29 protein-coding genes are annotated in these 24,307 nt (G+C 63.7%); 16 read left to right on the forward strand and 13 right to left on the reverse strand.

Features of this window, described 5'->3' with window-relative positions; genetic code table 11:
- The first annotated feature begins 35 nt into the window (after positions 1-35).
- Both QTL56_RS00690 and QTL56_RS00695 read left to right on the forward strand, forming a co-directional pair.
- On the forward strand, positions 36-1,229 hold the full coding sequence (locus QTL56_RS00690) for a phytanoyl-CoA dioxygenase family protein (protein WP_245137715.1): 1,194 nt from the start codon (positions 36-38) through the stop codon (positions 1,227-1,229).
- A gap of 8 nt (positions 1,230-1,237) precedes the next feature.
- Positions 1,238-2,053 carry an SDR family oxidoreductase gene (locus QTL56_RS00695; protein WP_245137713.1) on the forward strand — a complete coding sequence of 272 codons (816 nt, stop codon included), beginning with the start codon at positions 1,238-1,240 and terminating at the stop codon, positions 2,051-2,053.
- 42 nt (positions 2,054-2,095) lie between these two features.
- Here QTL56_RS00695 and QTL56_RS00700 read toward each other — a convergent pair whose 3' ends face one another.
- A complete protein-coding gene (locus tag QTL56_RS00700; protein ID WP_245137712.1) occupies positions 2,096-3,643 on the reverse strand; it encodes a sensor histidine kinase in 1,548 nt (515 codons plus the stop codon).
- Positions 3,644-3,780: 137 nt separating this feature from the next.
- Between QTL56_RS00700 and QTL56_RS00705 the strand changes: the two genes are divergently transcribed.
- Complete coding sequence (locus tag QTL56_RS00705) at positions 3,781-4,134, forward strand: hypothetical protein (RefSeq protein ID WP_245137711.1); 354 nt, start codon at positions 3,781-3,783, stop codon at positions 4,132-4,134.
- A 44-nt stretch (positions 4,135-4,178) separates the two neighbouring features.
- A complete protein-coding gene (locus QTL56_RS00710; RefSeq protein ID WP_229576677.1) occupies positions 4,179-4,658 on the forward strand; it encodes a DUF421 domain-containing protein in 480 nt (159 codons plus the stop codon).
- Between the two features lie 34 nt (positions 4,659-4,692).
- On the opposite strand, the gene QTL56_RS00715 is transcribed toward QTL56_RS00710, so the two are convergent.
- The gene (locus QTL56_RS00715; RefSeq protein ID WP_245137710.1) at positions 4,693-5,082 is read right to left on the reverse strand and encodes a DUF1622 domain-containing protein; all 390 of its coding nucleotides are present in this window, start codon (positions 5,080-5,082) and stop codon (positions 4,693-4,695) included.
- Positions 5,083-5,233: 151 nt separating this feature from the next.
- On the opposite strand from QTL56_RS00715, the gene QTL56_RS00720 reads away from it, so the two are divergent.
- From QTL56_RS00720 to QTL56_RS00730, 3 genes are all read left to right on the forward strand, one after another.
- A complete protein-coding gene (locus QTL56_RS00720; protein ID WP_245137709.1) occupies positions 5,234-5,545 on the forward strand; it encodes a hypothetical protein in 312 nt (103 codons plus the stop codon).
- Between the two features lie 179 nt (positions 5,546-5,724).
- Positions 5,725-6,165 carry a YqaA family protein gene (locus QTL56_RS00725; protein WP_245137792.1) on the forward strand — a complete coding sequence of 147 codons (441 nt, stop codon included), beginning with the start codon at positions 5,725-5,727 and terminating at the stop codon, positions 6,163-6,165.
- Positions 6,166-6,307: 142 nt separating this feature from the next.
- Positions 6,308-7,222, forward strand: coding sequence for a hypothetical protein (locus QTL56_RS00730; RefSeq protein ID WP_245137708.1), 915 nt, complete (start codon positions 6,308-6,310; stop codon positions 7,220-7,222).
- 33 nt (positions 7,223-7,255) lie between these two features.
- Here QTL56_RS00730 and QTL56_RS00735 read toward each other — a convergent pair whose 3' ends face one another.
- The 3 genes from QTL56_RS00735 to QTL56_RS00745 form a co-directional block, all read right to left on the reverse strand.
- Positions 7,256-7,504 carry a DUF982 domain-containing protein gene (locus QTL56_RS00735; RefSeq protein WP_229576673.1) on the reverse strand — a complete coding sequence of 83 codons (249 nt, stop codon included), beginning with the start codon at positions 7,502-7,504 and terminating at the stop codon, positions 7,256-7,258.
- A 135-nt stretch (positions 7,505-7,639) separates the two neighbouring features.
- Positions 7,640-8,344 carry a haloacid dehalogenase type II gene (locus QTL56_RS00740; RefSeq protein WP_245137706.1) on the reverse strand — a complete coding sequence of 235 codons (705 nt, stop codon included), beginning with the start codon at positions 8,342-8,344 and terminating at the stop codon, positions 7,640-7,642.
- A gap of 72 nt (positions 8,345-8,416) precedes the next feature.
- Complete coding sequence (locus tag QTL56_RS00745) at positions 8,417-8,629, reverse strand: hypothetical protein (RefSeq protein WP_229576671.1); 213 nt, start codon at positions 8,627-8,629, stop codon at positions 8,417-8,419.
- Here QTL56_RS00745 and QTL56_RS00750 point away from each other — a divergent pair.
- Positions 8,616-8,879, forward strand: coding sequence for a hypothetical protein (locus QTL56_RS00750; protein ID WP_245137704.1), 264 nt, complete (start codon positions 8,616-8,618; stop codon positions 8,877-8,879). The genes QTL56_RS00745 and QTL56_RS00750 overlap by 14 nt on opposite strands.
- 62 nt (positions 8,880-8,941) lie before the next feature.
- On the opposite strand, the gene QTL56_RS00755 is transcribed toward QTL56_RS00750, so the two are convergent.
- A complete protein-coding gene (locus QTL56_RS00755; protein WP_245137791.1) occupies positions 8,942-10,153 on the reverse strand; it encodes an ROK family transcriptional regulator in 1,212 nt (403 codons plus the stop codon).
- Positions 10,154-10,389: 236 nt separating this feature from the next.
- Here QTL56_RS00755 and xylF point away from each other — a divergent pair, with 236 nt between their 5' ends.
- The 4 genes from xylF (at position 10,390) to QTL56_RS00775 (ending at position 14,519) form a co-directional block, all read left to right on the forward strand.
- Positions 10,390-11,430, forward strand: a complete 1,041-nt coding sequence (gene xylF, locus QTL56_RS00760; protein WP_229576670.1) for a D-xylose ABC transporter substrate-binding protein — start codon at positions 10,390-10,392, stop codon at positions 11,428-11,430.
- A gap of 236 nt (positions 11,431-11,666) precedes the next feature.
- The gene (locus QTL56_RS00765; RefSeq protein ID WP_229576669.1) at positions 11,667-12,980 is read left to right on the forward strand and encodes a sugar ABC transporter permease; all 1,314 of its coding nucleotides are present in this window, start codon (positions 11,667-11,669) and stop codon (positions 12,978-12,980) included.
- Between the two features lie 14 nt (positions 12,981-12,994).
- Positions 12,995-13,780, forward strand: a complete 786-nt coding sequence (locus QTL56_RS00770) for an ATP-binding cassette domain-containing protein (protein ID WP_245137702.1) — start codon at positions 12,995-12,997, stop codon at positions 13,778-13,780.
- 232 nt (positions 13,781-14,012) lie between these two features.
- Positions 14,013-14,519 (forward strand): DUF305 domain-containing protein, encoded by a 507-nt coding sequence (locus tag QTL56_RS00775; RefSeq protein WP_229576667.1) that lies wholly within the window; start codon positions 14,013-14,015, stop codon positions 14,517-14,519.
- Positions 14,520-14,537: 18 nt separating this feature from the next.
- On the opposite strand, the gene QTL56_RS00780 is transcribed toward QTL56_RS00775, so the two are convergent.
- The gene (locus QTL56_RS00780; protein WP_229576666.1) at positions 14,538-14,921 is read right to left on the reverse strand and encodes an MAPEG family protein; all 384 of its coding nucleotides are present in this window, start codon (positions 14,919-14,921) and stop codon (positions 14,538-14,540) included.
- 199 nt (positions 14,922-15,120) lie between these two features.
- Between QTL56_RS00780 and trhA the strand changes: the two genes are divergently transcribed.
- The gene (gene trhA, locus QTL56_RS00785) at positions 15,121-15,780 is read left to right on the forward strand and encodes a PAQR family membrane homeostasis protein TrhA (RefSeq protein ID WP_229576665.1); all 660 of its coding nucleotides are present in this window, start codon (positions 15,121-15,123) and stop codon (positions 15,778-15,780) included.
- A 159-nt stretch (positions 15,781-15,939) separates the two neighbouring features.
- On the opposite strand, the gene QTL56_RS00790 is transcribed toward trhA, so the two are convergent.
- Positions 15,940-16,419 carry an ABZJ_00895 family protein gene (locus QTL56_RS00790; RefSeq protein ID WP_245137699.1) on the reverse strand — a complete coding sequence of 160 codons (480 nt, stop codon included), beginning with the start codon at positions 16,417-16,419 and terminating at the stop codon, positions 15,940-15,942.
- A gap of 135 nt (positions 16,420-16,554) precedes the next feature.
- Here QTL56_RS00790 and QTL56_RS00795 point away from each other — a divergent pair, with 135 nt between their 5' ends.
- A complete protein-coding gene (locus QTL56_RS00795; protein ID WP_280640742.1) occupies positions 16,555-17,061 on the forward strand; it encodes a GNAT family N-acetyltransferase in 507 nt (168 codons plus the stop codon).
- Positions 17,062-17,134: 73 nt separating this feature from the next.
- Here the strand turns inward: QTL56_RS00795 and QTL56_RS00800 are convergent, their stop codons facing one another.
- The 3 genes from QTL56_RS00800 to QTL56_RS00810 all read right to left on the reverse strand — a co-directional run bounded on the left by QTL56_RS00800 (position 17,135) and on the right by QTL56_RS00810 (position 20,103).
- A complete protein-coding gene (locus QTL56_RS00800) occupies positions 17,135-17,809 on the reverse strand; it encodes a type 1 glutamine amidotransferase domain-containing protein (RefSeq protein ID WP_245137789.1) in 675 nt (224 codons plus the stop codon).
- A gap of 122 nt (positions 17,810-17,931) precedes the next feature.
- On the reverse strand, positions 17,932-18,969 hold the full coding sequence (gene curA / locus QTL56_RS00805) for an NADPH-dependent curcumin/dihydrocurcumin reductase (protein ID WP_245137698.1): 1,038 nt from the start codon (positions 18,967-18,969) through the stop codon (positions 17,932-17,934).
- A 288-nt stretch (positions 18,970-19,257) separates the two neighbouring features.
- Positions 19,258-20,103, reverse strand: a complete 846-nt coding sequence (locus QTL56_RS00810) for a hypothetical protein (RefSeq protein WP_245137696.1) — start codon at positions 20,101-20,103, stop codon at positions 19,258-19,260.
- A gap of 79 nt (positions 20,104-20,182) precedes the next feature.
- Here QTL56_RS00810 and QTL56_RS00815 point away from each other — a divergent pair, with 79 nt between their 5' ends.
- Complete coding sequence (locus QTL56_RS00815) at positions 20,183-21,376, forward strand: helix-turn-helix domain-containing protein (protein WP_245137694.1); 1,194 nt, start codon at positions 20,183-20,185, stop codon at positions 21,374-21,376.
- A gap of 178 nt (positions 21,377-21,554) precedes the next feature.
- Here QTL56_RS00815 and recQ read toward each other — a convergent pair whose 3' ends face one another.
- On the reverse strand, positions 21,555-23,411 hold the full coding sequence (gene recQ, locus QTL56_RS00820) for a DNA helicase RecQ (RefSeq protein WP_245137693.1): 1,857 nt from the start codon (positions 23,409-23,411) through the stop codon (positions 21,555-21,557).
- On the opposite strand from recQ, the gene QTL56_RS00825 reads away from it, so the two are divergent.
- Positions 23,410-23,571, forward strand: coding sequence for a hypothetical protein (locus QTL56_RS00825; protein ID WP_245137691.1), 162 nt, complete (start codon positions 23,410-23,412; stop codon positions 23,569-23,571). The genes recQ and QTL56_RS00825 overlap by 2 nt on opposite strands.
- 138 nt (positions 23,572-23,709) lie before the next feature.
- On the opposite strand, the gene msrB is transcribed toward QTL56_RS00825, so the two are convergent.
- Positions 23,710-24,123 carry a peptide-methionine (R)-S-oxide reductase MsrB gene (gene msrB / locus QTL56_RS00830; protein ID WP_245137689.1) on the reverse strand — a complete coding sequence of 138 codons (414 nt, stop codon included), beginning with the start codon at positions 24,121-24,123 and terminating at the stop codon, positions 23,710-23,712.
- Positions 24,124-24,307 lie beyond the last annotated feature (184 nt).

Here is a 24,307-nt window from a genome sequence, read left to right on the forward strand (position 1 = left end):
TGGTCAAGTCGGGAAAAGGATTTCGGGAGGAAGTCATGGATGTCAGGATTTTGAGCAGCCGCAGACGCCAGAAGGTCTGGCTCGACACCCAGGCCGGAGACATCGAGCCGTTTCGCGCGCTCGTCGCGCAGGAAACCAATCCGGCAGATTGGCCTTTCGCCATGGGGGTGGAAAAGAATGTCCTGATCTACGACTGGGACACGGTGAACAGGCTGGCCCGCAATCCCGACAGCCGCCGCGAGTTGATGGCGGAATGGGTCGAAGCCTTCTCGACCGGACCCGGGGTGATCGTCATCAGGGCGGCCATTGCCGATCATTCTGTGATCGATCGCGCCACCGAGGTCTTCAACGAGATCGTCCAGGCGGAGAAGGAAGCGGGCAAGGCCGCCGCAGACCATTTCGCCAAGCCCGGCGCCAATGACCGCATCTGGAACGCGCTGCAGAAACACGCGCTCGCCGACCCCGACAATTTCGCCCGTTACTATGCATCGGATGCGATCGCCATGGCATCGGAAGCCTGGCTCGGTCGCGGCTACCAGATGACGGCGCAGATGAACCGGGTCAATCCCGGCGGCAAGGCGCAGGTGCCGCATCGCGACTACCATCTCGGCTTCATGTCGCCGGAGCAGATGCAGGCCTATCCGGGCCACATCCACGCCATTTCGCCGGTGCTCACCCTGCAGGGTGCGGTCGCCCATTGCGACATGCCGGTCGAAAGCGGCCCGACGCTCTTTCTGCCCTATTCGCAGAGCTTCTTTGAAGGCTACCTCGCCTTCGGCCGGCCGGAATTCCAGGCCGTCTTTGCTGAACGGCATGTCCAGCTGCCGCTGTCCAAGGGCGACGCGGTCTTCTTCAATCCGGCGCTCATGCATGGCGCCGGCAACAATGTCTCCACCGATATCTGGCGCATGGCGAACCTCTTGCAGGTCTCCTCCGCCTTCGGTCGCGCCATGGAGACTGTCGATCGCGACGCCATGTGCAGGGCCGTCTATCCGGCGCTTCTGTCAGCCCGAAAATCAGGTTCGCTCAACCCGGACGAGATCACCAATGCCATTGCGGCGACGGCAGAGGGATATGCCTTTCCGACCAATCTCGACAGTGATCCCCCGGTGGGCGGGCTTGCCCCGAAGACGCAGAACACCATGATGACGGAAGCGCTGCAGGCGGGCATGGAACCGGATGCCTTCGCAGCGCTCGTCGAGACAGAGGCTGCCAAGCGCAGGGCATGAGGAAGACAATGGGAAGACTGGACAACAAGATCGCCGTCGTCACCGGCGGCACGCAGGGGCTCGGCGCGGAAGTCGCCCGCCTCTTCGCAGAGCGCGGCGCGAGTGGCCTCGTCATCTGCGGCCGCAGCCGCGACAAGGGCGAGGCAAAGGCGCGTGACATCACCGACCGCTATGGCATCCCGGTGCATTTCGTCGCCGCCGATCTGGGCAATGTCGCGGATTGCCGCCGGGTCATTGCCGCCGCCGACGAAACCTTCGGCCGCATCGATGCGCTGGTCAATGTCGCCGCCATCACCGATCGCGGCACCATTCTCGACACCGATGAGGCGCTGTTCGATCGCATGTTCGCCATCAACACCCGCGCGCCCTTCTTCCTCATCCAGGATGCGGTCAAGCTGATGCTGCGTGATGGCATCGAGGGCACGATCGTCAACATCTCCTCCATGTCTGCAATGGCCGGCCAGCCCTTCATCGCCGCCTATTGCGCCTCCAAGGGCGCGCTCGACACGCTGACCCGCAATGTCGCCTTCGGCCTGCTGAAGAACCGCATCCGCTGCAACGCGCTCAACATCGGCTGGATGGCGAGCGACGGCGAAGACCGCATCCAGCGCGAATTTCACGGCGCGTCCTCGGACTGGCTGGAAAAGGCCGCCGCCCGCCAGCCTTTCGGACGGCTGGTCGACCCGGCCGAAGTTGCCCGTGCCTGTGCCTATCTGTCGTCGCAGGAGAGCGGCCTGATGACCGGCGCCACGATCAATTTCGACCAGTCGGTCTGGGGCGCCTACGAGGACAGCCCGCATCCGAAGGAGAAGATGACGCTCTGAGGAGAGGCGAGGGAGGTCGGGGCACCCCCGACCCGGCCTCCCTCAAAGGCTGAAGCGGATTTCGTAGCGTGTCCCGTCACTCGTCTCGCGGGTCATCTCGCCGTCTATCTGGCGAACGAACGCATCGACCAGTCCGGTGCCGGAACGGCGCGTCGTCTCCGCTTCCATGCCGATCCCGTCATCTTCGACAGTCAGGCGCGCCGCACCATCGCCTGTCTCTTCGAGCACGAGGCGAATAATGCCTGTCTCCCGGCCGGCAAAGGCGTGTTTCACAGCATTTGTCACCAGTTCGAGCGCGGCAAGCGTCAGCGGCGATGCCCGGTCGGCAGACACCACGATGCCATCCGGCAGCACGGTCTGCAGCGTGATTGCCCGATCCTCCGGCACAAGCGTCGCCGGGTCGAGCGCCCGGCGCAACAGGTCGCCCAGATCGATCGTCTCGCCATGGTTCGAGCGGTAGAGCAAATCATGCACCTCCGCGAGCGCCCGTACCCGCAACTGCAGGTCCTGCGCATCGATGCTGCCGCGCCGTGCCTGAATATTGATGAGGCTCGTCACCAGGGCGAGATTGTTCTTCACCCGGTGGTTCATCTCGCGCACCAGTTCGGCCCGCTGCTGCGCCAGGTTCTCCGCCTCCGTCAGTTTCAGAGCCTGCCGGTCGGTCGCCCGTTGCGCCAGCATGCTGCGCCGCGCGAGAGACGTGGCGGCGAGTGTGAACGCCCCCATGGCGACCATCAGCAGCCAGACGGGCATGGCGCTCCACACCGTGGCAGTAAAGATGGATCGCGTGGGAACGCCGAAATTGGCGGTAAGCGGCATGTGCTCCAACCGGCTGTAGGCATAGATCCGGCGGATCCCGTCCGATACGGCGAGAGCCTCGTAGACCCCTTCAGGTGCGACGGCCATGTTCTGCCGGGCAGGCGTGTCGGGCGGAAGAAGGATCGGCTCGCCGGGAACCTGACGCACCATGAGCTTGCCGTCGTCGCGGATCAGCGAGGCCGCCTCATCGACATGGGCCGCCACCGAACGCAGGAAGCTGCGGCTGGTCTCGGTGGCCACCGATGAGACGATCATGCCGCGAAAATCATTGGTGATGAAGGGACTGGCCACGATCATGGCGTCTTCGCCGCCCGGCTCCAGCCGGATGCGGTCGATGAAGAGCCGGCTGCCATTCCGGATCGCCTGCACGTAGTCAAGCGTGACGACGACGCCAGAATCGACGGGGAACATGCGGCTGGAGGCGACCACCTGTCCCTCGTCGCTGATCACCACGAGGCCGAAATTGTCCTGCTGGCGAGCATCGATGCCGGCAAGGAAACTGTGAAAGGCCTGTGATCGGATGAAATCCGCCGGCTCGCCCGAAACCCGGCTGCGCGCCGCGCCATGTTTGACGATCTCCGTCCCGATCAGCCTCTGGGAATATTGCCGGACCAAAGCAACAGTGTCGACCGCATGGTCGATCGCGATGGCCTTCTGTTCCTGAAAGGCGATGCCGCCCCAGATCAGGCAGCCGACGGCCGGCAGAACGACACTGCCGAGCTGGATGGTCCGAAACCAGCGCAAGACCATGTCGGGCCCCCAGATCGTCACGCCAGACACCTCTCCTGCGAAAAGACTTCAATTCCTGTGTCGCTTTTAGAGCATGCGAGGTTCCGTGATGCAACCGGGGGAACGATCCATGCGCCGCACCGTTGAAAAGGTGAATGGCAATGGCAAGGAGACGCTTGATGACGGACGAAACGACCAACCACCGCGAGAACGGCCAGCGCAAGCTCGGCAATCCGGCAGAGGCTTCGGACCATCGCGAAGCCCGCGAACCCGGCGGTAATGCCGACCGGATGCACGAGACTACTGCCGGCGAGCCCGGCGGCAACGGCGGTGGAAGAGAACGGCTGGACGACAGGCTCGGCGCCGGCCCGGACGCGGCACGCCACGACGCCCTTCGCGAGGCAGGCCGCCTCGGTGCGCCGGATGCCTTTCTTGTCGAACAGGACATGGAAGACGCTGGGGAGCGTCAGGGTGACGACGGCCTGGATGGCCGACCGTCTCCGCTCGCCAATGCCGACAACCCGCAGCGCTGAGCGCGCAACCGGTCGGGCCGAAACGGAGCTGAAAGGATAATGGGATGGACTGGCAGAGCATGCTGTTCCAGGGTTGGCCTGGCATCATTCGCACACTTCTCGTCGGAACGCTTGCCTATGTGACGCTGGTTTTCTTCCTGCGCATTTCCGGCAAGCGCACCCTGTCCAAGCTCAATGCCTTTGACCTTGTCGTCACCGTCGCGCTCGGATCAACGCTCTCTGCGATCCTCTTGCAGGAATCGATTGCGCTTGCGGAAGGTGCCGCCGCCCTCGGACTGCTGATCCTGCTGCAATATCTCGTCACCTTTGCCTCGGTGCGCTCCGGCCGGCTCGCAAGGGCCGTCCGTTCCGAGCCAACGCTTCTTGCAAGGAGTGGCAGTTTCTGTGACGCCGCCATGATCAGCCAGCGCGTGACCGAGGATGAGGTCATGAGCGCCGTGCGCGCCAATGGCAGCGCGGAACTCAGTGGCGTTGCGGCCGTGATACTCGAAAGTGACGGCACGCTCAGCATCGTGAAGGGGTGAAATCCTGGCGGAGCGAAGGCACGCGCCGCGCGCATCAGTCCGCATCGTCTTTCTTGTCCGCCCTCTCGTTTGCCCGATGCAGTGATTGTGGACTGGGCACACCCTGCCACGGCCAGCGCCCCGAAATTTCCACCTCCAGGGAGAGGCTGAGGAAGGTGCGGATCACCACGATCACCGCCAGCACAAGCACCGAATCGAGGCTCGGCTCCACCGCAACCGTGTTGATGATGTCGCCGGCCACCATCAGCTCGAGGCCGAGCAGGATGGCCCGCCCCATGCCGGCCCGCAAGTTGCTATAGGCATCGAGCGTGCCGGGCGCCTTCAGATAGGCAATTCCAGCGATCGCGATCCCGATCACGATGACCGCCACGCCGACGGCTTCGATCGCGCGGGTGATCACATGCATGATGGTGACAAAGTCCATTGCGCCTCTTCCTCTTCAAAACTGGAACGTCCGGCACGGCATTCGGTTGCAGGTTCCGGTCCGCATGCCCGGCACCTTTCGGCCGCTCGCGCGTTGAATGCAAGAATACTGCCGACAATTCGAAAGGCCACCAGGCGACAGGGAGACCGACATGCAGAACTTCGATCTGAGCACCATGACCAAGGATGAGCTGGACCAGCTGATCGCCGACGCGACCAGCGAACGCGGGCGCCGCGAGGCCCCGGAGGAAGACACGACCGGCGCCGGCGGCGTGTCTGGACAGGACGTGAACGATCCTGATCATGGCGCCATCACCACGCCGACCCCGCATGCCGTTCGCGAACAGGGGCCGACCGGCCTCAAGCCGGGCGCACGCGTGGAAGGCACGACGGTGAAGGATGCCGATGAAGTCGACACGCCGTCTTCCGGCGGCATCGAGGATGCCGCACGCCGCGTCGTCTGACATCTCCTCTACCGATGCCGGCCCCAGGGGCCGTCCGGCCGCCATGCATCGAAACGGATGCATGGCGGCCTTTTTTTGATCTGGCAATCCGCAATGAGAGTGGCCGGGCATGCCCGTCTGGCCGACATGGTCAAGGGATGATTGCCAGACAGGTCGCGCCGGGATAGTGCTCGCCGGTGATCACCGCTCTTGCCACCTATCTCGCGCTTTTTCTCGCGGCCTTCCTGGCCGCGACCATCGTCCCGGCCCAGTCGGAAGCCGTGCTCGTCGGTCTGATCCTTGCCGACGACCGGCCGGTGCTTCCTTTGCTGCTTGTCGCGACGGCAGGCAATGTCCTGGGCTCCGTGGTCAACTGGCTGCTCGGCCGCTTCATCGAGCATTTCCGCGACCGCCCTTGGTTTCCGGTGTCCCGGCCAAGGCTCGCCCAAGCCGAGACCTGGTATCGCCGCTTCGGCATCTGGTCGCTGCTTTTGTCCTGGGTGCCGATCATCGGCGATCCGCTGACGGTCGTTGCCGGCATATTGCGCACGCCCTTCCTGATATTCCTCGCGCTCGTTACGCTCGCCAAGGCCGGGCGTTACATCGTGCTCGCGGCGGCTACATTGCAGGTTGCGGGATAATACAATCCTGGCCTGCGTATCTGCCGGATAGAATCCGCTAAAATTCTAATGGATGTGTTGACGGGATCATCAGGCGTGCCTGCGATGCTCCAAAATGACGTCCTGCTCTACAATGCTTGCCCGCCGAGTCCGGAGGAAAACCATGCAGATCTCCAATCTTGCCGCCCTGGCAACTCTCACCCTTGCACTGTCGACGGCACCCCTTGTGCCTTTCTCCGATAGTATCGGGGGCGCGACAACGGCCTTTGCCAAGGATAAGGGCGGTGGCGGAAATGGTGGTGGCAACGGCGGCGGGAACGGTGGTGGCAAGAGCGGCGACAGCGGCGCCGGCAAGGACCGTGGCTCCAATGGTCGAGAAGCCAAGTCTGCAGACCGCGGCCGCGCCAGTGCGGCTTCCAAAGACAAGGGCGTGAAGGGCAATTTTCTGACGGAGACTTTCGCTGCCATTACTGGAAAGGCACAGAAGCCTGGCAAGACGCAGCTATCCGAAAAGCGAGCTAAGGCTCCAAGCCGCAAATCGACCGTAGTTCAGCCGACCGAGCCCGTCACCACGCTCGCGTCTGTACCCAAGGTGAAGCCTGAAGTCCGACCCGCCAACGCCGACCTCGCCGGCCTGAATTCGCTCAACCGCAATTACCGCGCCTACCTGAACTCCGCAGACCCGCGCATGGCGGCGATCCGCGACTACGCGGTCGCTTATGCGACCTACGAGCTTGCAAGCGGCATCGACACGCTTCCCACGGATCAGACATTGGGAGACGACGCATTGCGCGCGGCGCTTGAGGCTGCAGCAAAGCCCGGCACGTCCATTGATGATAGCACGCTCGACTGGGCCAAGGATCTGCTCGGTGTCGGACCGGCGATTGGCAAGATCGATGAGATCAGGGAGGAACTCGCGGCTGCAGAGCCGGTCGAACCGCCCGTCGATCCCGTGACGGATCCAGTAACAGATCCGACGACAGAGGTAGTTGAAGAGCCGGCACCATCGGAACAACCTGTCGATGAAGCGACACTTCTGCCGCCTGACGCAACGGCGGCAGCTATAGCCACGCCATAAGGCAGATAAGATCCCGAGACGGTCAGCGGGAGGTCAGGCGGTGATCTTCACCCCGGCTGCCAGTGCTGCCGAAATCAGCGCCTTGCGGCCGTCTTCTTCCTTCGCCTTGCCCTGGGCCACGGCGCCGAGTACCAGCAGCGCCTTGTCCAGCGCCTCGCTCTCTTCCTCCGGCCAATCCTCGATCAGCGCCCAGGACGCGCCGAGCGAGCAGTCGACGACCACATCCTCGCCCTCTTCGCCGATCCCGTGCAGGATCACGGGTTTGCTCCAGGTCTGCGTCATGCTCTTGCGTCTTTCTCTCGTGCTCTACGGCGCATCGGCGCCTGTTCGTGGCAGCCTCTATAACGGCGAGATCCGCATTGCGCCATGGTCGGGGCGCCATTCGCAATGATCGGCAGATGGCGCTGCCATCGGATCTCAGTCCGCGTCCTCCACCAGGCCTGCCAGTGAGGAAAACACCAGGTCCGGCGGGTGATCCACGTACTCGTCCGGCGCGCCGGACCGGTTGATCCAGTGGCAGGCAAAGCCGAAGGCCTTGGCGCCGGCAATGTCCCAGCGGTTGGAGGACTGGAAGGCGATGTCGGGTGCGGCGATCCGGTAGGTGGAGGTGACCAGCGCATAGGCCGCCGGCGCTGTCTTGTAGATCTTCAGCGCATCCACCGAGAAAATGTTGTCGATCAGGCCGCCAATGCCGGCTGCGGCCACGGCCTCGTCGAGCATGCGGGGCGTGCCGTTGGAGAGGATCGCGATCTTCGCCCCTCGCTCACGAAGCGTGGTCAGGACACCGGGCACTTCAGGAAAGCAGTCGAGCCGCCTGTAGGCATCGAGGAGATCGTCCCTGAGACGACGATCCACCGCCGGATACCGGGCGAAACAGAAATCGAGCGCGTCTTGTGTGAGTGCGGAGAAATCCCGGTACTGCCCGATCAGACTTGTTACCCAGGTATATTCGAGCTGCTTCACCCGCCAGAGATCGGAAAAGGCTGCCGCATCCGGCCCGATCGCCGCCGCATGCCGGCGCACGGCGGCATGCACGTCGAACAGCGTGCCATAGGCGTCGAAGACATAGGCCTTGGGGCGGGCCTTGCTCACGCCGGCGTCGTTTGATGCGGTCACTGTCATGGATGCTCCTCCTTGCAGGAGGGTAGGGCGCCGGCCGAAGGTGATCAAGTCGCCCTGACTTGCCGGTTGGTCTCAGCTCCGCCGGGCCGCCAGGCGGCCCCGGTCATGCTCGACCATATCGAAGCCGCGTTGTGTCAACCGGAACTGGCGTTTCTGGAATTCGCCACGGATCTCGATCAGCCCCTGTTCCTCAGCCTCGCCCAGGGTCTTCAGGCTCGTGCCCTTCGGCGGTGTCTGCCAGTCCCGGCCTTGGGCCGCATGCAGCAATACCATGATCTTGATCATCGGGGTCTTTCTCCGGACAATGCCGATCTCAGCCTTGCCAGCCTCAGGCTCTGCCGCAGATCGGATGGCGCTGGCACAGTGGATGGCCACCGGCACGCCGAATATTGAACTGGATGCTGCTATGCCTGAGCTTTTGCCTAGCGTCGATCCAAAAATGGAAGATCAGGCACCGGCAAACGCCGGGAAAGCCAACCATAGCCTGTCGGGTTCCGGGTTGAGGCCCCCAGAGGGTTCTTCAGCGCCGCACTGATTCGCGACTGCCAGCCCGGCCCCTCCGCACGCAAGACGTCAATCACCGACCGACGGGCTGCGTCACTCGCCCAGATCCTGATCGATCTCAGTCAGCGCCCGGTCGACATGCCCCTCGAAGACCAGTGTCTCCTCCTCGGTGATGATCAGGATCTCCGGCGCGCCCCGCACCCGCACATGCTGCGATTGCGCCAGCCCCTCGTCGAGACCGCGGGTCAGAAGATCCATGAAGCGTGTGCCGGGTCCGGTGATCGCGATCGGCATGGTCTCCTCCGCGAGGCTCAGCATCCGCGCAAGTCCCTGGCCGAGCGCCAGACCCGCCTGGCGGAAGGCATATTCGGAGGCGCGATGCCCCTGACGGGCGCGACTGGCGATTTTTTCCATCTCCAGAAGCGGCACGAATTTCGCCGGGATCGTGTCCGGTGGCACTTCGAAGGCCATGCGCAGGATGCCGTAAAAGCCGGCCGAGGCCTCGATGCAGCCGATCGCGCCGCAGCGACAGAGCTTGCCGTCACTGGCATGCAGCATATGGCCGAAATTCGGGGCCCGGATCTCGAGATCGCCATGCTGGTCGCGATAGGCGATGCCGAGCCCGATCGAGTGGCCGAGCGACAGTGTGGCGAGCGAAGCGAGAGGCGTCCCGCGGGTCTTCTCCAGGCGCAGTGCCAGCGCATGGGTCACGAGCAGGCTCTCGTTGAAAAGCTGGATACGGCTGCCGCCGAACTCGGTGAGTGCCGTTTCGAAGTCGAGCTCTTCATAGCCGAAGACGGGCGACCAGAGCAGCTTTGCACCCTCGCGGTCGACCAGTCCCTTGCTGGAAATGGAGATCGTCGAGATGGCCGAAGAGGGCAGGCGCGAGCGCTGGATCAGCCGGGCGATCGCGGCGCGAAACCCCTCGAGAAAACGCCCCGGCGATTCCAGTCCCTGTTCACGGGCCTCCTCGATTCGGTCGATCATCGTGCCGCGATAATCGGCGAGTGAATATTGAACGGCATGCGAGGAAATGCGCACGGCGATCACATGGGCGGCGTCCCGTCGCCGGGCGAAAAGCGCGCGCGGTCGACCGCGCTGTCCGGCATTGGCGACCTCGCGCCGTTCCAGCAATCCGTTCTTTTCGAGATGGGTGGTAATGGCGGAAACCGTTGCCGACGAAAGCCCCGTCGCGGCCGAAAGATCGGTATGCGCAAGCGGCCCCTCGCGTCGGAGCACCTTCAGCACAAGCCCGTTGTTCTGGTGGCGCACGGCTTCCGTGCTCGCCCTCGGACTGGCTGTCATGATGGGCTTGCCGCGCGCTCTTGTCTGATCCACCGCATGCTCCTCCCAAGCATTTGGTCACTGTCTTTGCAAGCCTCCGCCAGGCCATGTTGACAGCGTGGGAATCTTCTGCCAGTTATTTTCTCGACTGTCGAGAAAAACCATTGGACGGGGGTCCATGGGGTAAGGGCAGTTTCGCAGCGGGTCGTAGGTTGGGAGGTCTTCCGACGGTCCGCTTTCACCTTGGGAGGTTTAAAATGAAATCCGTATTGAAGCTGATGGCAGCGACTGCCGTCATCGTGAGCCTGCATTCCGTTGCCAATGCAGAAGGCCTGACCGTAGGCGTCTCCTGGTCGAACTTCCAGGAAGAGCGTTGGAAGACGGATGAAGCCGCGATCAAGGCAGCGCTTGAAGCCGCCGGCAACAAGTACATCTCTGCCGACGCCCAGACGTCCGCCGCCAAGCAGCTGACCGATGTCGAAAGCCTGATCGCACAGGGCGCAAACGCTCTGATCGTTCTCGCCCAGGATTCGGAAGCCATCGGCCCGGCCATCGAAAAGGCCACCGCTGAAGGTATCCCGGTCGTCGGTTACGACCGCCTGATCGAGAACCCGGACGCCTACTACATCACCTTCGACAACAAGGAAGTGGGCCGCATGCAGGCTCGCGAAGTGTTCAAGGCGAAGCCGGAAGGCAATTACGTCTTCATCAAGGGCGCCTCGACCGACCCGAACTCCGACTTCCTCTATTCGGGCCAGATCGAAGTCCTGAAGGAAGCCATCGACTCCGGCAAGATCAAGAATGTCGGCGAAGCCTACACGGACGGCTGGAAGCCGGAAGCTGCTCAGAAGAACATGGAGCAGTTCCTGACCGCCAACAACAACGCGGTTGACGCCGTTGTTTCGTCCAACGACGGCATGGCCGGCGGTGTGGTTGCGGCTCTGGAAGCCCAGGGTCTCGCTGGCGCCGTACCGGTCTCCGGTCAGGACGGCGACAAGGCCGCTCTGAACCGCGTCGCACTCGGCACCCAGACCGTGTCTGTCTGGAAGGACAGCCGCGAACTCGGCAAGAAGGCTGCTGAAATCGCCAACGAACTTGCTGCCGGCAAGTCGATGGACGAAGTTGAAGGCACCGTGAAGTTCGCCGGCGGCCCGAAGGGCGTCGAAATGAACTCCTACTTCATCGCTCCGCTGCCGATCACCAAGGACAACCTCGCCACCGTCATCGACGCTGGCTGGATCTCCAAGGAAGAGGCCTGCCAGGGCGTTGCCGCCGGTTCTGTTGCAGCCTGCAACTGATCGACCGTGACTGACCACAGAGCTTGAGCCGGGACGCCGCAGCCATTGCGCTGCGGCGTTTCGACTGGTCGGACGCATCACGGCGAGGGCCGGCAACACGGCTTTAAGGGGCCGCCTGTCGCAGGCTTCACCACAGAATGAGATGTCCCGATCCGCAAGGCGGGTACGAATCCCGCAGGCCTGCGCAAGACGCGCGACCTTCGCAAGCCGACAAACGACTGGGGAGAATAATTCGTATGGCGGATAACAGCCTTGCCACACCCGCGCACGGAGCCCGGGCATCCAATGTTTCAGCGCTGAAGCGCTTCTTCCAGGCCACCGAGATCGACACGCGCCTGCTCGGCATGGTGATCGCGTTGGGGCTCATCTGGGTCGGCTTCGACATCCTGTCGAACGGCCTTTTCCTGACCTCGCGCAACCTGTGGAACCTCTCGGTTCAGGCCGCCTCGGTTTCGGTCATGGCAACGGGCATGGTGCTGGTCATCGTTACCCGCAACATCGACCTGTCCGTCGGCTCGATCCTCGGTTTTGTCGGCATGATCATGGCGGTGCTTCAGGCCCGCATCCTGCCGCCGATCATCGGCTTCGAACATCCGATGATGTGGATCATCGCCCTGTCGGCCGGCATTCTCGCCGGCGCCGCGATCGGCGCGCTGCATGGCGCCATCATTGCCTTCCTCGGCGTACCCGCCTTCATCGTCACGCTCGGCGGCCTGCTCGTCTGGCGCGGGGCTGCCTGGATGGTCACGTCAGGTGCAACGGTTGCCCCGATGGACACCACCTACCGCCTGATGGGCGGTGGTGCGGATGGTTCGATCGGCGTCACCGCAAGCTGGATCGTCGGCCTCGTCGCCTGCCTGCTGATCGTGCTGTCCATTCTCAACACCCGCCGGCAGCGTCGCCGCTTCGGTTTCCCTCTGCGCCCGGTCTGGGCGGAATATTTCCTCGCCATCTCCGGCTGCATTGCCGTGCTCGGCGCCGTCTGGGTGGCCAACAGCTACTACATGCCGGTCAATCTGGCCCGCAGATATGCCGAGGCCAATGGCATCGCCTGGCCCGAAGGTGGTCTGCAGATCGGCCTGGGCATTGCCGTGCCGGTCCTGATCGCCATCGGCATTGCCATGGTCATGGCCTTCATCACCAACCGCACGCGCTTCGGCCGCTACGTCTTCGCGATCGGTGGCAATCCGGAAGCCGCCGAACTCGCCGGCATCAAGGTCAAGTGGGTCATCGTCAAGATGTTCGCGCTGATGGGCGCCCTCTGCGCCATCGCCGCCGCCATCTCGACCGCCCGCCTCAATGCCGCGACCAATGCGCAGGGCACGCTCGACGAACTCTACACCATCGCGGCAGCCGTTATCGGCGGCACGTCGCTTGCCGGTGGCGTCGGCACCATCGCCGGCGCCATGCTTGGCGCCATCGTCATGCAATCACTGAATTCGGGCATGGTTCTGCTCGGTCTCGACACACCGCTCCAGAGCATCGTCATCGGTATCGTGCTCGTCGTTGCGGTCTGGCTCGACACCGTCTACCGCTCGCGTGCGAAGTAAGGGGAGCTGAACTCATGTCGGAAAAACGTACCCCCCTCGTGGAAATGCGTAACGTTTCCATCGCCTTCGGCGGCATCCATGCCGTTGATGACGCCTCCATCGACCTCTTCCCCGGCGAAGTCGTGGCCCTGCTCGGCCACAATGGTGCCGGCAAGTCGACCCTGATCAAGATACTCTCCGGCGCCTACAAGCGCGACAACGGCGATATCCTGGTCCGTGGCGATTTCGCCGACATCAACAATCCGCGCGACGCCAAGCGATACGGGATCGAGACGATCTACCAGACGCTTGCCGTCGCCGATAACGTCGATGCCGCCGCCAACCTCTATCTCGGCCGCGAGTTGCGCACCCCCTGGGGCACGCTTGATGACGTCGCGATGGAAGCGAAGGCCCGTGAAGTCATGGGGCGCTTGAACCCCAACTTCCAGCGCTTCAAGGAGCCGGTAAAGGCGCTTTCCGGTGGTCAGCGCCAGTCGGTGGCGATCGCGCGTGCGATCCTCTTCGATGCCCAGATCCTGATCATGGACGAACCGACGGCAGCACTGGGTCCGCAGGAAACCGCCCAGGTCGGTGACCTCATCACGCAGCTGAAGAAGGACGGCATCGGCATCTTCCTGATCAGCCACGACATCCACGATGTCTTCGACCTCGCAGACCGCGTCTTCGTCATGAAGAACGGTCGCGTTGTGGGCCATGCCCGCACCGAAGATGTCACCAAGGACGAAGTGCTCGGCATGATCATCCTCGGCAAGTGCCCTCCGGGAGCCGTGCCAGGACCGGGCGCCATGCAGACGGCGTGATGGTCGAAGCGAGATGAACGACAGGCGAGGGGGCGAAAGCCCCCTCGTTTGCGTTTGGGGCCCTGCAACGGCTCTGAGGTCAGGTTGCGCGTGACGCTGTTCACCGCCGTGATGCACGCCCCTTCGCGCGCCCATGGAACAATCCTCGCGCCTTGCGCCTTTCGCCATCATACGCCGCATCGGGGCCCGGCACGGGCCGCTCGCGGCCCGTCCTGATGCCCGGAGGCGCCTGATGTCCTACACCCGTTTCGCCGCTATGATCGCAACCTCCACTGTCGTGATGTTTGTGCTGATGTATCTCAACACCTATGCGCTGGATCATGTCACCTACAGCCAGACACGCACCTGGATGGCGCTGCTGATGGGCGCGGTCATGGCGATGGTCATGATGGGCTTCATGGCCTCTATGTATCCGAACGGCCGCACCAACGCCTTTATCATCGCCGCCAGCGTCGTCGTCTTCGCCGGCTCTCTCTGGCTGGTCCGCAGCCAGGAGACGGTCGGCGACGTCAGCTACATGAAGGCGATGATCCCGCATCACTCGATTGCCATCATGACCAGCGAACGCGCCCATATCCAGGATCCGCGCGTGCGCAAGCTGGCCGATGAAATCATTGAGGCACAGGTGCGGGAAATTGCGGAAATGAAGAGCCTGATCGCTGACCTTGAGGCCAATCCGCCACCGCAAGACGCTCCAGATCTCGCGCCGTCTGTCCCAGCCGTCCCGGAGCAGCCGTGAGCGAGCGTCCGATAACCTTCAGCCCGTTGTGATCAGCGCCCCGATCGTGCCACCGACAAGCAGCACGATCCCGATCAGAAACGTAAGCGCGGAACCCGGTCCACGCGTCTTTGCATCGGTATAATATTCTGCGGCATAAAGTGCCCGTGCCGCAGTCCAGCCGAGCCCAAGCAGCCCGGCCAGCATGTCGGAGACGTAAAAGCCGAAAATCCACAGCGAGGGCAGGAAGAGCACCATCTGCTCGACGGTGTTCTGCTGGACGCGAAAGACCCGCTCGAAATCGGTATTGCCCGTCGTCTTCGGCGCCTCGACGCCGAATTTCTTGCGGGCCTGTCCGACCTTCAGAAGGAACCAGCAATAGGTGAGGAGGGCGGCGAACGTGGCGAGGATGGTGAAGCGCATGATTGCCCCGGCTACAGGAATTCGGCGGTAACCATTGATTGGTAGGCGCCGTGTCATGATTAGGCAAGCAAGGAAGGTTACGGTTGCAGTGCGTTTGTGAAGAGCGGACCGCTTGTGAGAGCGGACCATTTCCGCCATCATCCCGGGCATTGCTTCAGAACCTGAAGCTGCCGCAATTGAGAAACGACGAAGAGACGAGATGAGTACCGAGCACTTCAAGTTTGGCCGCGCCTACGACCTTCCGGAACTGGTCGCCGACGGGATCATCCATGGCGTCGGGGTTGTCTTTGCGCTGGTCGGTGCCACAGCACTCATCTTCTACGCCACCGTCTATTCCGACTATGCCAATATTGCCGCGAGCTGGATCTACGGGCTTGGCCTGATCATCTCGCTCGGCGTTTCCTTCACCTATAATATGTGGCCGCATTCGCGCGTGAAGTGGATCCTGCGCCGCTTCGATCACTCGGCGATCTTCATCCTGATTGCCTCCACCTACACCCCCTTCCTCGTCCAGGGCGCCGACCGCCCGATGATCCTGGCGCTCCTGATCGGCATCTGGATCACGGCGTTTACCGGCATCTGGCTCAAATTCCGCTTCCCCGGCCGCTACGATCGCCTCGCCATCCTGCTTTATCTCGGCATGGGCTGGAGCGGCGCACTCGCCATGGGTCCGATCTCCGAGATCATCCCCGGTGTGACGCTGACCCTGATCATCGTCGGCGGCTGCATCTATTCCGCCGGCGTCGTCTTCCACGTCTGGGAACGCCTGCGCTTCCAGAACGCCATCTGGCACGCCTTCGTCGTCACCGCGGCAATCGTGCATTATTCGGCAGTGTTTACGGCGATCAGCCTGGGCTAGGCACGCTCATCGTTTTCCCGGTCGTCATGTCAGCCGTCATGTCAGGGCGCGTCCAGAGTGCCTTCCACGACCGGCGACAAGCCAGGTTTTCCCACTCTCGTGTCATCTCTGCATGCGCAGCGGATGCTCTCAACAGACCCGAGCCTGACGACAGCGTTCTCAGATCCCTGTCACCGAGTCCTGTTTTTCGATCTGCTTTGCCACTTGACTGGCGCCGAGGCGAAAGCCCGCCAGCGTCACCGGAAAACTGAGCGCCAGCGAAACACCCGCCAGCACCAGTGCCGCCGTGACAGGCGTCATGTCCATCTGGCCGGCAAGCATCTGCAGCTCTGCCCAGGAAAAACCGTTGACGAACACCACGCCAACAAGGATCAGCGAACCGAGCAGCACGGCGACGAGGCAGAGCAGCGCGGAAAGCCTGAGGCTCGATCCCCAGCTTGGTCGCGCCCTCAGTCTCTGTGCCACGAAGCTCCCGGCAGTCGAGCCGCCGGCCATCAGCACCGCCACATTGCCGGCCGACGACAGGCTGTCGCCCCAGCCATAGGCGTCAAGCACCAGAACCAGCAGATAAACGAGGATTTGCGCGCCGATCAGGACGAGAACATAGCGGGTGAGGAGGCCGGGAAGAAGAGAGGTCATGGCGCGAGATTTCCTGCGGTGATGGTCTTGCCTTTGCGCCCTTGATGCCCGATGTCTCGCCTCGGCGAAGTATCAGCCGTCACATCATCGTCTCGCGCGGCGCATAGTCCGCTGCAAACTGCAAAAGTCCCGAACATGACCCTGCTCCCCATTCTCCGCGAGGCGACCGAAGCCGATCTGCCCGCGATCCTCGCCATCTACAATCACGCGGTAGCCGAAACCACTGCGATCTGGAACGAGACCCTGGTCGATCTCGACAACCGTCGCGCCTGGTTCGAACTGCGCCGAACGCGCGGTTTCCCGATCCTGGTCGCGGAAATCGACGGTCGCATCGCCGGCTATGCCTCCTACGGCGACTGGCGGCCCTTTGACGGCTTCCGCCAGTCGGTCGAACATTCGGTGTATGTCGAGAAGGACCATTATGGACGCGGCCTCGGCAAGGCACTGATGGCGGCCCTGATCGAACGTGCGACACAGGGTGGCATCCACGTCATGGTCGCCGCCATCGAGGCCGGCAATACCGGCTCCATCGCCCTCCACAAAAGCCTCGGCTTCCGCCTCGTCGGCACCCACCACGAGGTTGGCCAGAAATTCGGCCGCTGGCTGGATCTGACGATGATGGAGCTGAAGCTGGGGGCGTGACGCCTGTTCCCCTCGCGGGCCGCCACCTCCCCTGCGAGGAGGTGGCTGCGATGTGCGGGTGAAACGTTTTGCCTTAGAGCAGCGCCAGCAAGGCCTTTGCCGCGTCTTCCGACGATGCCGGGTTCTGGCCGGTGACCAGCTTGCCGTCGGTCACCACATGCACGCTCCAGTCGGCGCCCTTTTCGTAAAGCCCGCCGCGTTCCTGCAGCATGTCCTCGACCAGGAAGGGCACGACATCCGTCAGGCCGACTGCCTCTTCTTCCGAATTGGTGAAGCCGGTCACCTTGCGGCCGGAAACGAGCGGCTTGCCGTCCTTGCCCTTCACATGGCGCAGAACGGCCGGCGCATGGCAGACCGTGGCGACCGGCCGGTCCTTGGCCGCGAAGGCCTCGATCAGGGCGATGCTGTCCTTGTCTTCCGCCAGATCCCAGAGCGGCCCGTGGCCACCGGGATAGAAGACGGCGTCGAAATCGGCGGGATCGATGTGCGAGAGCGGCGTGGTCGAGGCAAGCAGCTGCTGTGCCGTCTGGTCCGACTTGAACCGGCCGGTCGCCTCTGTCTGCGCATCCGGCTCGTCGCTCTTCGGATCGAGCGGCGGCTGGCCACCCTTTGGCGAAGCGAGCGTGACATCAGCGCCTGCGTCCTTCAGGACGTAATAGGGAGCTGCAAATTCCTCCAGCCAGAAGCCGGTTTTCTTGCCGGTATCGCCAAGCTGGTCGTGGGAGGTAAGAACCATCAGGATTTTCATAGCTGTCATTCCTTGTCGTTTGAAATTCTCGGGGAAACCAAGTGTGGGCCATGTTGCGACCACGCCCCATCCTGAGGCGTCGTCGCCAGGCGAGTGGCTCGAAGCCTCAGCCTCGCGCCAGATCAGTCGTCAGGCCCGACGCGGATGACCCGCTTGCCGAAAGCCTCGCCGCGCAGCAGTCCGATGAAGGCGCGCGGTGCCTCTTCCAGCCCGTCGATCATCTCTTCGCGATACTGGATCTTGCCGGCTTCCACCCAGCCGCCCATCTCCTTGGCGAAATCGGGATAGAGATGGCCGAAATCGTCGAAGACGATGAAGCCGCGCACGGTGATACGCTTCTTGAGGAACATGCCCATCAGCCAACCGAGCCGGTCCGGGCCTTCAGGCAGGCCGGTCGCGTTGTACTGCGCAATCAGTCCACAAAGGGGAATGCGCGCGCCGGTGTTGAGAAGCGGGGCGACCGCGTCGAACACGGCACCGCCGACATTCTCGAAATAGATGTCGATACCCTTGGGCGTCGCGCGTTTGAGGTCTTCGGCGAAGCCGTCGGCCTTGTAGTCAATGCAGGCGTCGAAACCGAGCGTGTCGACCGCATGGGCGCATTTCTCGCGCCCGCCGGCAATGCCCACGACCCTGAGACCGAGGATCTTGCCGATCTGGCCGACGGTCGCGCCCACGGGACCCGTTGCGCCGGCGACCACAAGCGTCTCGCCGGCCTTCGGTTTGCCGATCTCGTTCAGGCCCGACCAGGCAGTAAAGCCCGGCATGCCGGTCACCCCGAGCGCCCAGGACGGATGGCTTGGATTGGCGCCGAGCGAGGTGATGCCCTTGCCGTCCGACAGCGCATAATCCTGCCAGCCGGTAAAGCCGACCACCCAGTCGCCTTTGCTGAAGCCGTCGAGCTTTGAGTCCACCACACGCGAAACAGTGCCGCCGACCATGGTCTGGCCGATCTCGACGGGTGCGGCATAGGACGGCGCATCGCTCATGCGCCCGCGCATATAGGGATCCAGCGAGAGGAAGACCGTGCGCAACAGCATCTGCCCCTCGGACGGCTCGGGAAGCGCCCCGGTCTCCAGCCGCAGCGTCCGTTCGTCGGGCTCGCCCCGGGGGCGCTCGGCCAGCACGAAGCGGCGATTGGTCGTGGTCGATTGCGGCATGGAAATGTCTCCTGAAATTGTCGGCTGTCGTCTGCAGCGTGCAAGCCGCCCATAAGGGCGGCCCTTGACGTTCGGGCCGCCTCGCTGGCGCGGCGGATGCCGGGCAACGGCACGCATACCGGTTGCTCTGTCCCGATACGCCCATTCCCCGACAACTGATCAAGCCGCCAGAAGTTCCATCGGGGAATTGGCATATGACGATTCGATCAGCGCACGGCGCTGCGCGGGGATCGTCTCCCCCTTGAGGGAGGGAAGGGCCGGCGTGCGCCGCGATCCCCATGCGCTCCGTTACCGGATCGTCGCATGCACCATCTCGCCCCGGATGGTGATATCAGGTCTTGCGCCCGGCGTGTTGGGCAACGCGCTATCGACATAGGATGCGACGGCCTCGACGGCGTAAGAGATCGTCGTCGGCACGAGAAACCGCAGCGTCGCATCGAGCATCTTGCCGGACAGGAGCACCATCTCGTCCTGCACTACCCGGTCGAAGGTCAGCTTTGCCCGCAACGCCGCACCCTCGACTGCGACCTGCGTCGCATGGCCGGCAAGGGCAAAGTCGCCCGCATCGCTTCGAACGTCGACCTGAGAGAAGTCGCCGTCGAGCCGCATGCGCGCTGCGTTCTGGGTGATCGAGACTGACGCGTCCGGCGCAAGCGTCGCTTCAAGTGTCAGCGTGCAATCGTCCCAGTCGTTCCAGCCGAAGAAACCACTCCTGTCGCCCATGTCGACCGTCAGCCTATCGCCGTCCCGCGTCATCCGGGCCCGTCCGGCACAATCCCCGGCAAACCAGCCCGAGCGCCAGATCGCGCCCCAGCCGCGGCGCGTTCCGGATAGCGTGGCCTGACGCGCGCCGTCGCCCCGGGTCGAAATCGTGATGTCGCTGGCCGCCCCCGTCACCGAAAGCTGCGTCACGCCGGAAAGATCGACCGGGCCGGAGATCGCGTCGCTCGCCCGGATCATCTGCACGCCGCCGTCGAGGATTGCGAGCCCGACGAGACCGCCGAGAATGGAGAGAAAGATCGTTCTTTTGCGCATGGTGAAGTGACCTCTTGGCTTGGCCGTGCCGCATGTCGGCTGGCCGGTTTCGATGCCTCCATCTGCAACTCCGAGCGCCGCATCTGCGACCTCGATCACGATCCGGGTCGACCGCGATCGCGCTTTGGGTCATGGTCGCGGCATCACCCTTAAGTCTCCAGCCATCGAAACCGGTCGCATGCTTTTCGTCCCGCTCTCCTTCCTCGTCGCCCTGTTCCTCGCCATCTTCCTCGTGCGCCTGCTGCGCGATGGTCGCGAGGCCTGGGGCACGCATGGCCTCTTCCTCGCGCTGATCGTCATGTATATCGTACAGAGCCTGCTCGTCGGGCTGCGCTGGGGTTACGGCATGACGCAGGTCCTCGGCGTCCTGCCGGTGATGGCGAGCCTCATTCCGGCGCTCTCCTTTCTCGCCTTCCGCGATCTCGCCCGCGAGCGGCAGGGTATTGAACGCACCGACTGGCCGCATCTCCTCCCGACAGGCCTGATTGTCGCGATCCTGCTGACGGCACGCCTGCCGGTCGGGCTCGGTGTTCCACAGGGTCTGCGCATTCCCGTCGATCTCGTCCTGATCGCCACCTTTCTGAGTTATGGCCTGGCGCTGCTCTGGCTCGCCCGCTTCGGCCCCGACGGCCTCGTTGCCGCCCGCCTCGACGGGGCCTTGCGCTCCTATCGCGCACTTCAGCTGACAGGCCTTGCCCTCATCGCCTCGGCCCTCACCGATGTCGCGATCAGCCTCGACATGGTCTGGTCCGGTGGCCGCTATTCGCCAATGGTCGTCTCCGCCGCAACCACCCTCATCCTGCTTCTGCTCGGCATTGGCGCCGTCACTGCCGGCCAGGAGGAAACGGGAGAGGGAGAGGGAGAGGGAGAGGACAGCGATTTGCCGGACCGGCCGGCATTCGGTTCGGATCCGGTCATGTCGGCATCCAGCATGTCATCGGGCGACCGCGCCAAGGCCGCCGCCTTACCCTCTGCCCTGGCAACGAGAGCCGCAACCGAAGACCATCAGCGCCTCGCCGCGGATCTCGACCGTCTGATGACGGAAAAGCGCCTCTGGGCAAATCCGGACCTCAACCTTGCCCGTCTCGCCCGCCGGCTTGGCACCCCCGCCCGCGCAGTGTCGGAAGCCGTCAACCGCGTCCACGGCATCAGCGTCTCGCATTACGTCAACAACCACCGCATTGCCGAGGCCTGCCGGCTGCTGACCGACACCGACATGCCAATCACCCGGATCCTCTTCGAGGCCGGCTTCATGACCAAATCCAATTTCAACCGTGAATTCTTGCGCGTGACGGGAGAAAGCCCCACCGACTGGCGCCGGCGGTTATGCCTTCTCCCCGGTGCGGAGACGGTGGCACGCAGCGCCGTTTGAGGGGGAGCGACGCGCCCAGACGTCGAGACCTGTACGCGCTGTCAGCCGCCCCCTCACTCTGGCTCCCCGGCACGGCTGAACCTTGGCGATTGCCTCCGCTACGCCTGCGCCTCTGCCTGAGGCGCGACGGTTGCCTGCAGGAGCCGCCTCCATCCCCCGAAAGGGCAGGGCAAGAACCTCACCGCGAATAGGCCGTGATCACTTCGAGGAACGCATCGCCATACCGTTCCAGCTTCGACTGCCCGATGCCGGAAATGCCGAGCATTTCGTCCTCGTCCATCGGCCGCTCGGTCGCGAGCGCAATCAGCGTCGTGTCGGGAAAGACCACATAGGGCGGCACGGCCTGTTCGCGGGCAAGCTCCATGCGCCTGGCCCTCAGGGCCTCGAACAATTCCTGATCCGCCTGGTCGAGGCCCGCCTTGGCCTGGGCAGAGCGCGAGGATTGACCACGCGCCGCCTTGCCCGAGGTCGGCCGGTCCTTGCGGAAGCGCACCTCGACCTCGCGCTTGAACACGTCCCGCGCCGTCTCCTCGAGCTTCAACGCCCCGAACGCCGTGTGGTCGACCCTGATGTAGCCGGCCGCCAGCAGCTGGCGGAACACCGATTGCCAGGTTTTCGACGGCAAGTCCTTGCCCGCCCCGAAGACTGGCATGTCGCAGTGGCCGAAGCGTGTCGTCTTGTCGTTCTCGGTGCCCACGAGCACGTCGATCAGATGCCCGGTGCCGAAGCGCTCGCCGGTGCGATAGATCGCAGCCAGCGCCTTGATCGCAGCCTCCAGCCCGTCCCAGGTCTCGACGGGTTTCAAACAGGTATCGCAGTTTCCGCAGCCCCCCGCGTGGCGCTCGCCGAAATGCTTGAGGATCGCCTGGCGTCGGCAGCCCGGCGTCTCGCAGATGGCGAGCAGCGCATTGAGCTTGGCCCGTTCCACCCGCTTGATCTCGTCAGCCGCCTGACCTTCGTCGATCATGCGCCCGCGCTGGATGACATCGGCCATGCCATAGGCCATCCACACATCCGATGGCAGCCCGTCGCGCCCCGCACGCCCGGTCTCCTGATAATAGGCCTCGACGGAACCCGGCAGATCGAGATGCGCGACATAGCGCACATTGGGTTTGTCGATGCCCATGCCGAAGGCGACGGTGGCGACGAGGCAGAGTTCTTCTTCCTTCAGGAAGGCATCCTGATTGGCGTCGCGCAGCGCCCGGTCCATGCCGGCGTGATAGGGCAGCGCCCGGATTCCCTGATCGTCGAGCCAGGTCGCGATCTCCTCCACCTTGGCGCGGGAGAGACAATAGACGATGCCGCTCGATCCCTTGTGGCGCGACAGAAACCTCAGCAGCTGCTGGCGCGGCTGATCGCGCTCGACGATCTCATAGGCAATGTTCGGCCGGTCGAAGGAGGTGGTGAAGACTTCCGCATCGTGCAGGCCCAGCCGCTCGATGATGTCTTCGCGTGTGTGGGGATCGGCCGTGGCGGTGAGTGCCATGCGCGGCACGCCGGGATAGAGGTCGGTCAGCTTGCCGAGTTCGCGATATTCCGGCCGGAAATCATGCCCCCATTGCGAGACGCAATGCGCCTCGTCGATGGCAAACAGCGCAATTTCCACGCCTTGCATCATCTCGCGGAAGCCCGGCGTGACGGTCCGTTCCGGCGTCACATAGAGAAAGTCGAGCGCGCCGCGATCGAGCGCCCGGCGGATCTCTACATATTCCTCGCGGGAAAGCGTCGAATTGAGCGCCGCGGCCCGGACGCCAAGCCCCTTCAGCGCCTGCACCTGGTCGCGCATCAGGGCGATCAGCGGCGAGACGACCACACCGACGCCCGGCCGGCAAAGCGCCGGCACCTGGAAACACAGGGATTTGCCCGCTCCGGTCGGAAACAGCACCACGGCGTCCCCACCGGAAACGACATGGGACACCACCTCCGCCTGCCGCCCGCGAAAGGCCGGATAGCCATAAACGCGTTTCAGCACGGACAGCGGCGTTTCCGGCTCAGGGGCGGAAAACAGCGGATCGGTAAGAGAGTGAGTCGGCATGGCGCCAGATGTAGCCGACGGGGGAGGGGATGACCACCGCTCGGCAAGGTTTCCCGGTGGAGAAGGCTCCGGCTCCGTCTCGCCAGACCGCATCCTGCTGCTCTTGGGCATCTGGACCCGCGTTTCGCCAAGGGCGCTGGCAGCGTTCCACGCGGAGTGAGGGAGCCTCCACCTCCTCTTCAATCGAGGAGGTGGCAGCAAACCGCCGGGTGCGGGGGGGCAGGCTTCATTGTGCCCGGATCTCACACCGCCCCGGAGGTTCGCGTCGCCCCTTCCTGAGAGGAAGAGGTTCGTTCGCTCAGTCGATCGGCGTGAACACCATCGAATGGCCGTTGATGCAGTAGCGCAGGCCGGTCGGTTTCGGGCCGTCGGGAAAGACATGACCCAGATGGCCGCCGCAATTGGCGCAGCGGATTTCCGTGCGCACCATGCCGAAGGCCGTGTCGCGGTGTTCGGTCACGGCATCAGGCTTCACCGGCTCGAAATAGCTCGGCCAGCCGCAGCCGGCGTCGAACTTCGTATCGGAGACGAAGAGTGGTTCGTCGCAGGCGGCACAGTGATAGAGACCCTTCTGGAAATTGTCCCAGTAGGGTCCGGAAAAGGCGCGCTCCGTGCCGTGTTCGCGCAGGATCCGGTATTGCTCCGGCGTCAGTTGTTCGCGCCATTCGGCGTCGGACTTGACGATCTTCGGGGCAGGGGTGGAAGCGGTCATGATCTACTCCTTGGCAAGGACCGGGCGTCTAGCGAGCGGCGTGGCAAGCATGGCCCGGCTGGGTTGCACTATAGATAGGGTGCGGGATGTCGACCGGCAATCGCCCCTCGCATGGCTTTGGTCGCCGAAAGCAGCCTGCGCTTTCACGTCAAACTGATAGACATGCACTGTTTTTGACCGAAAC

Source organism: Peteryoungia algae, assembly GCF_030369675.1.
Lineage (GTDB): Bacteria > Pseudomonadota > Alphaproteobacteria > Rhizobiales > Rhizobiaceae > Allorhizobium > Allorhizobium algae.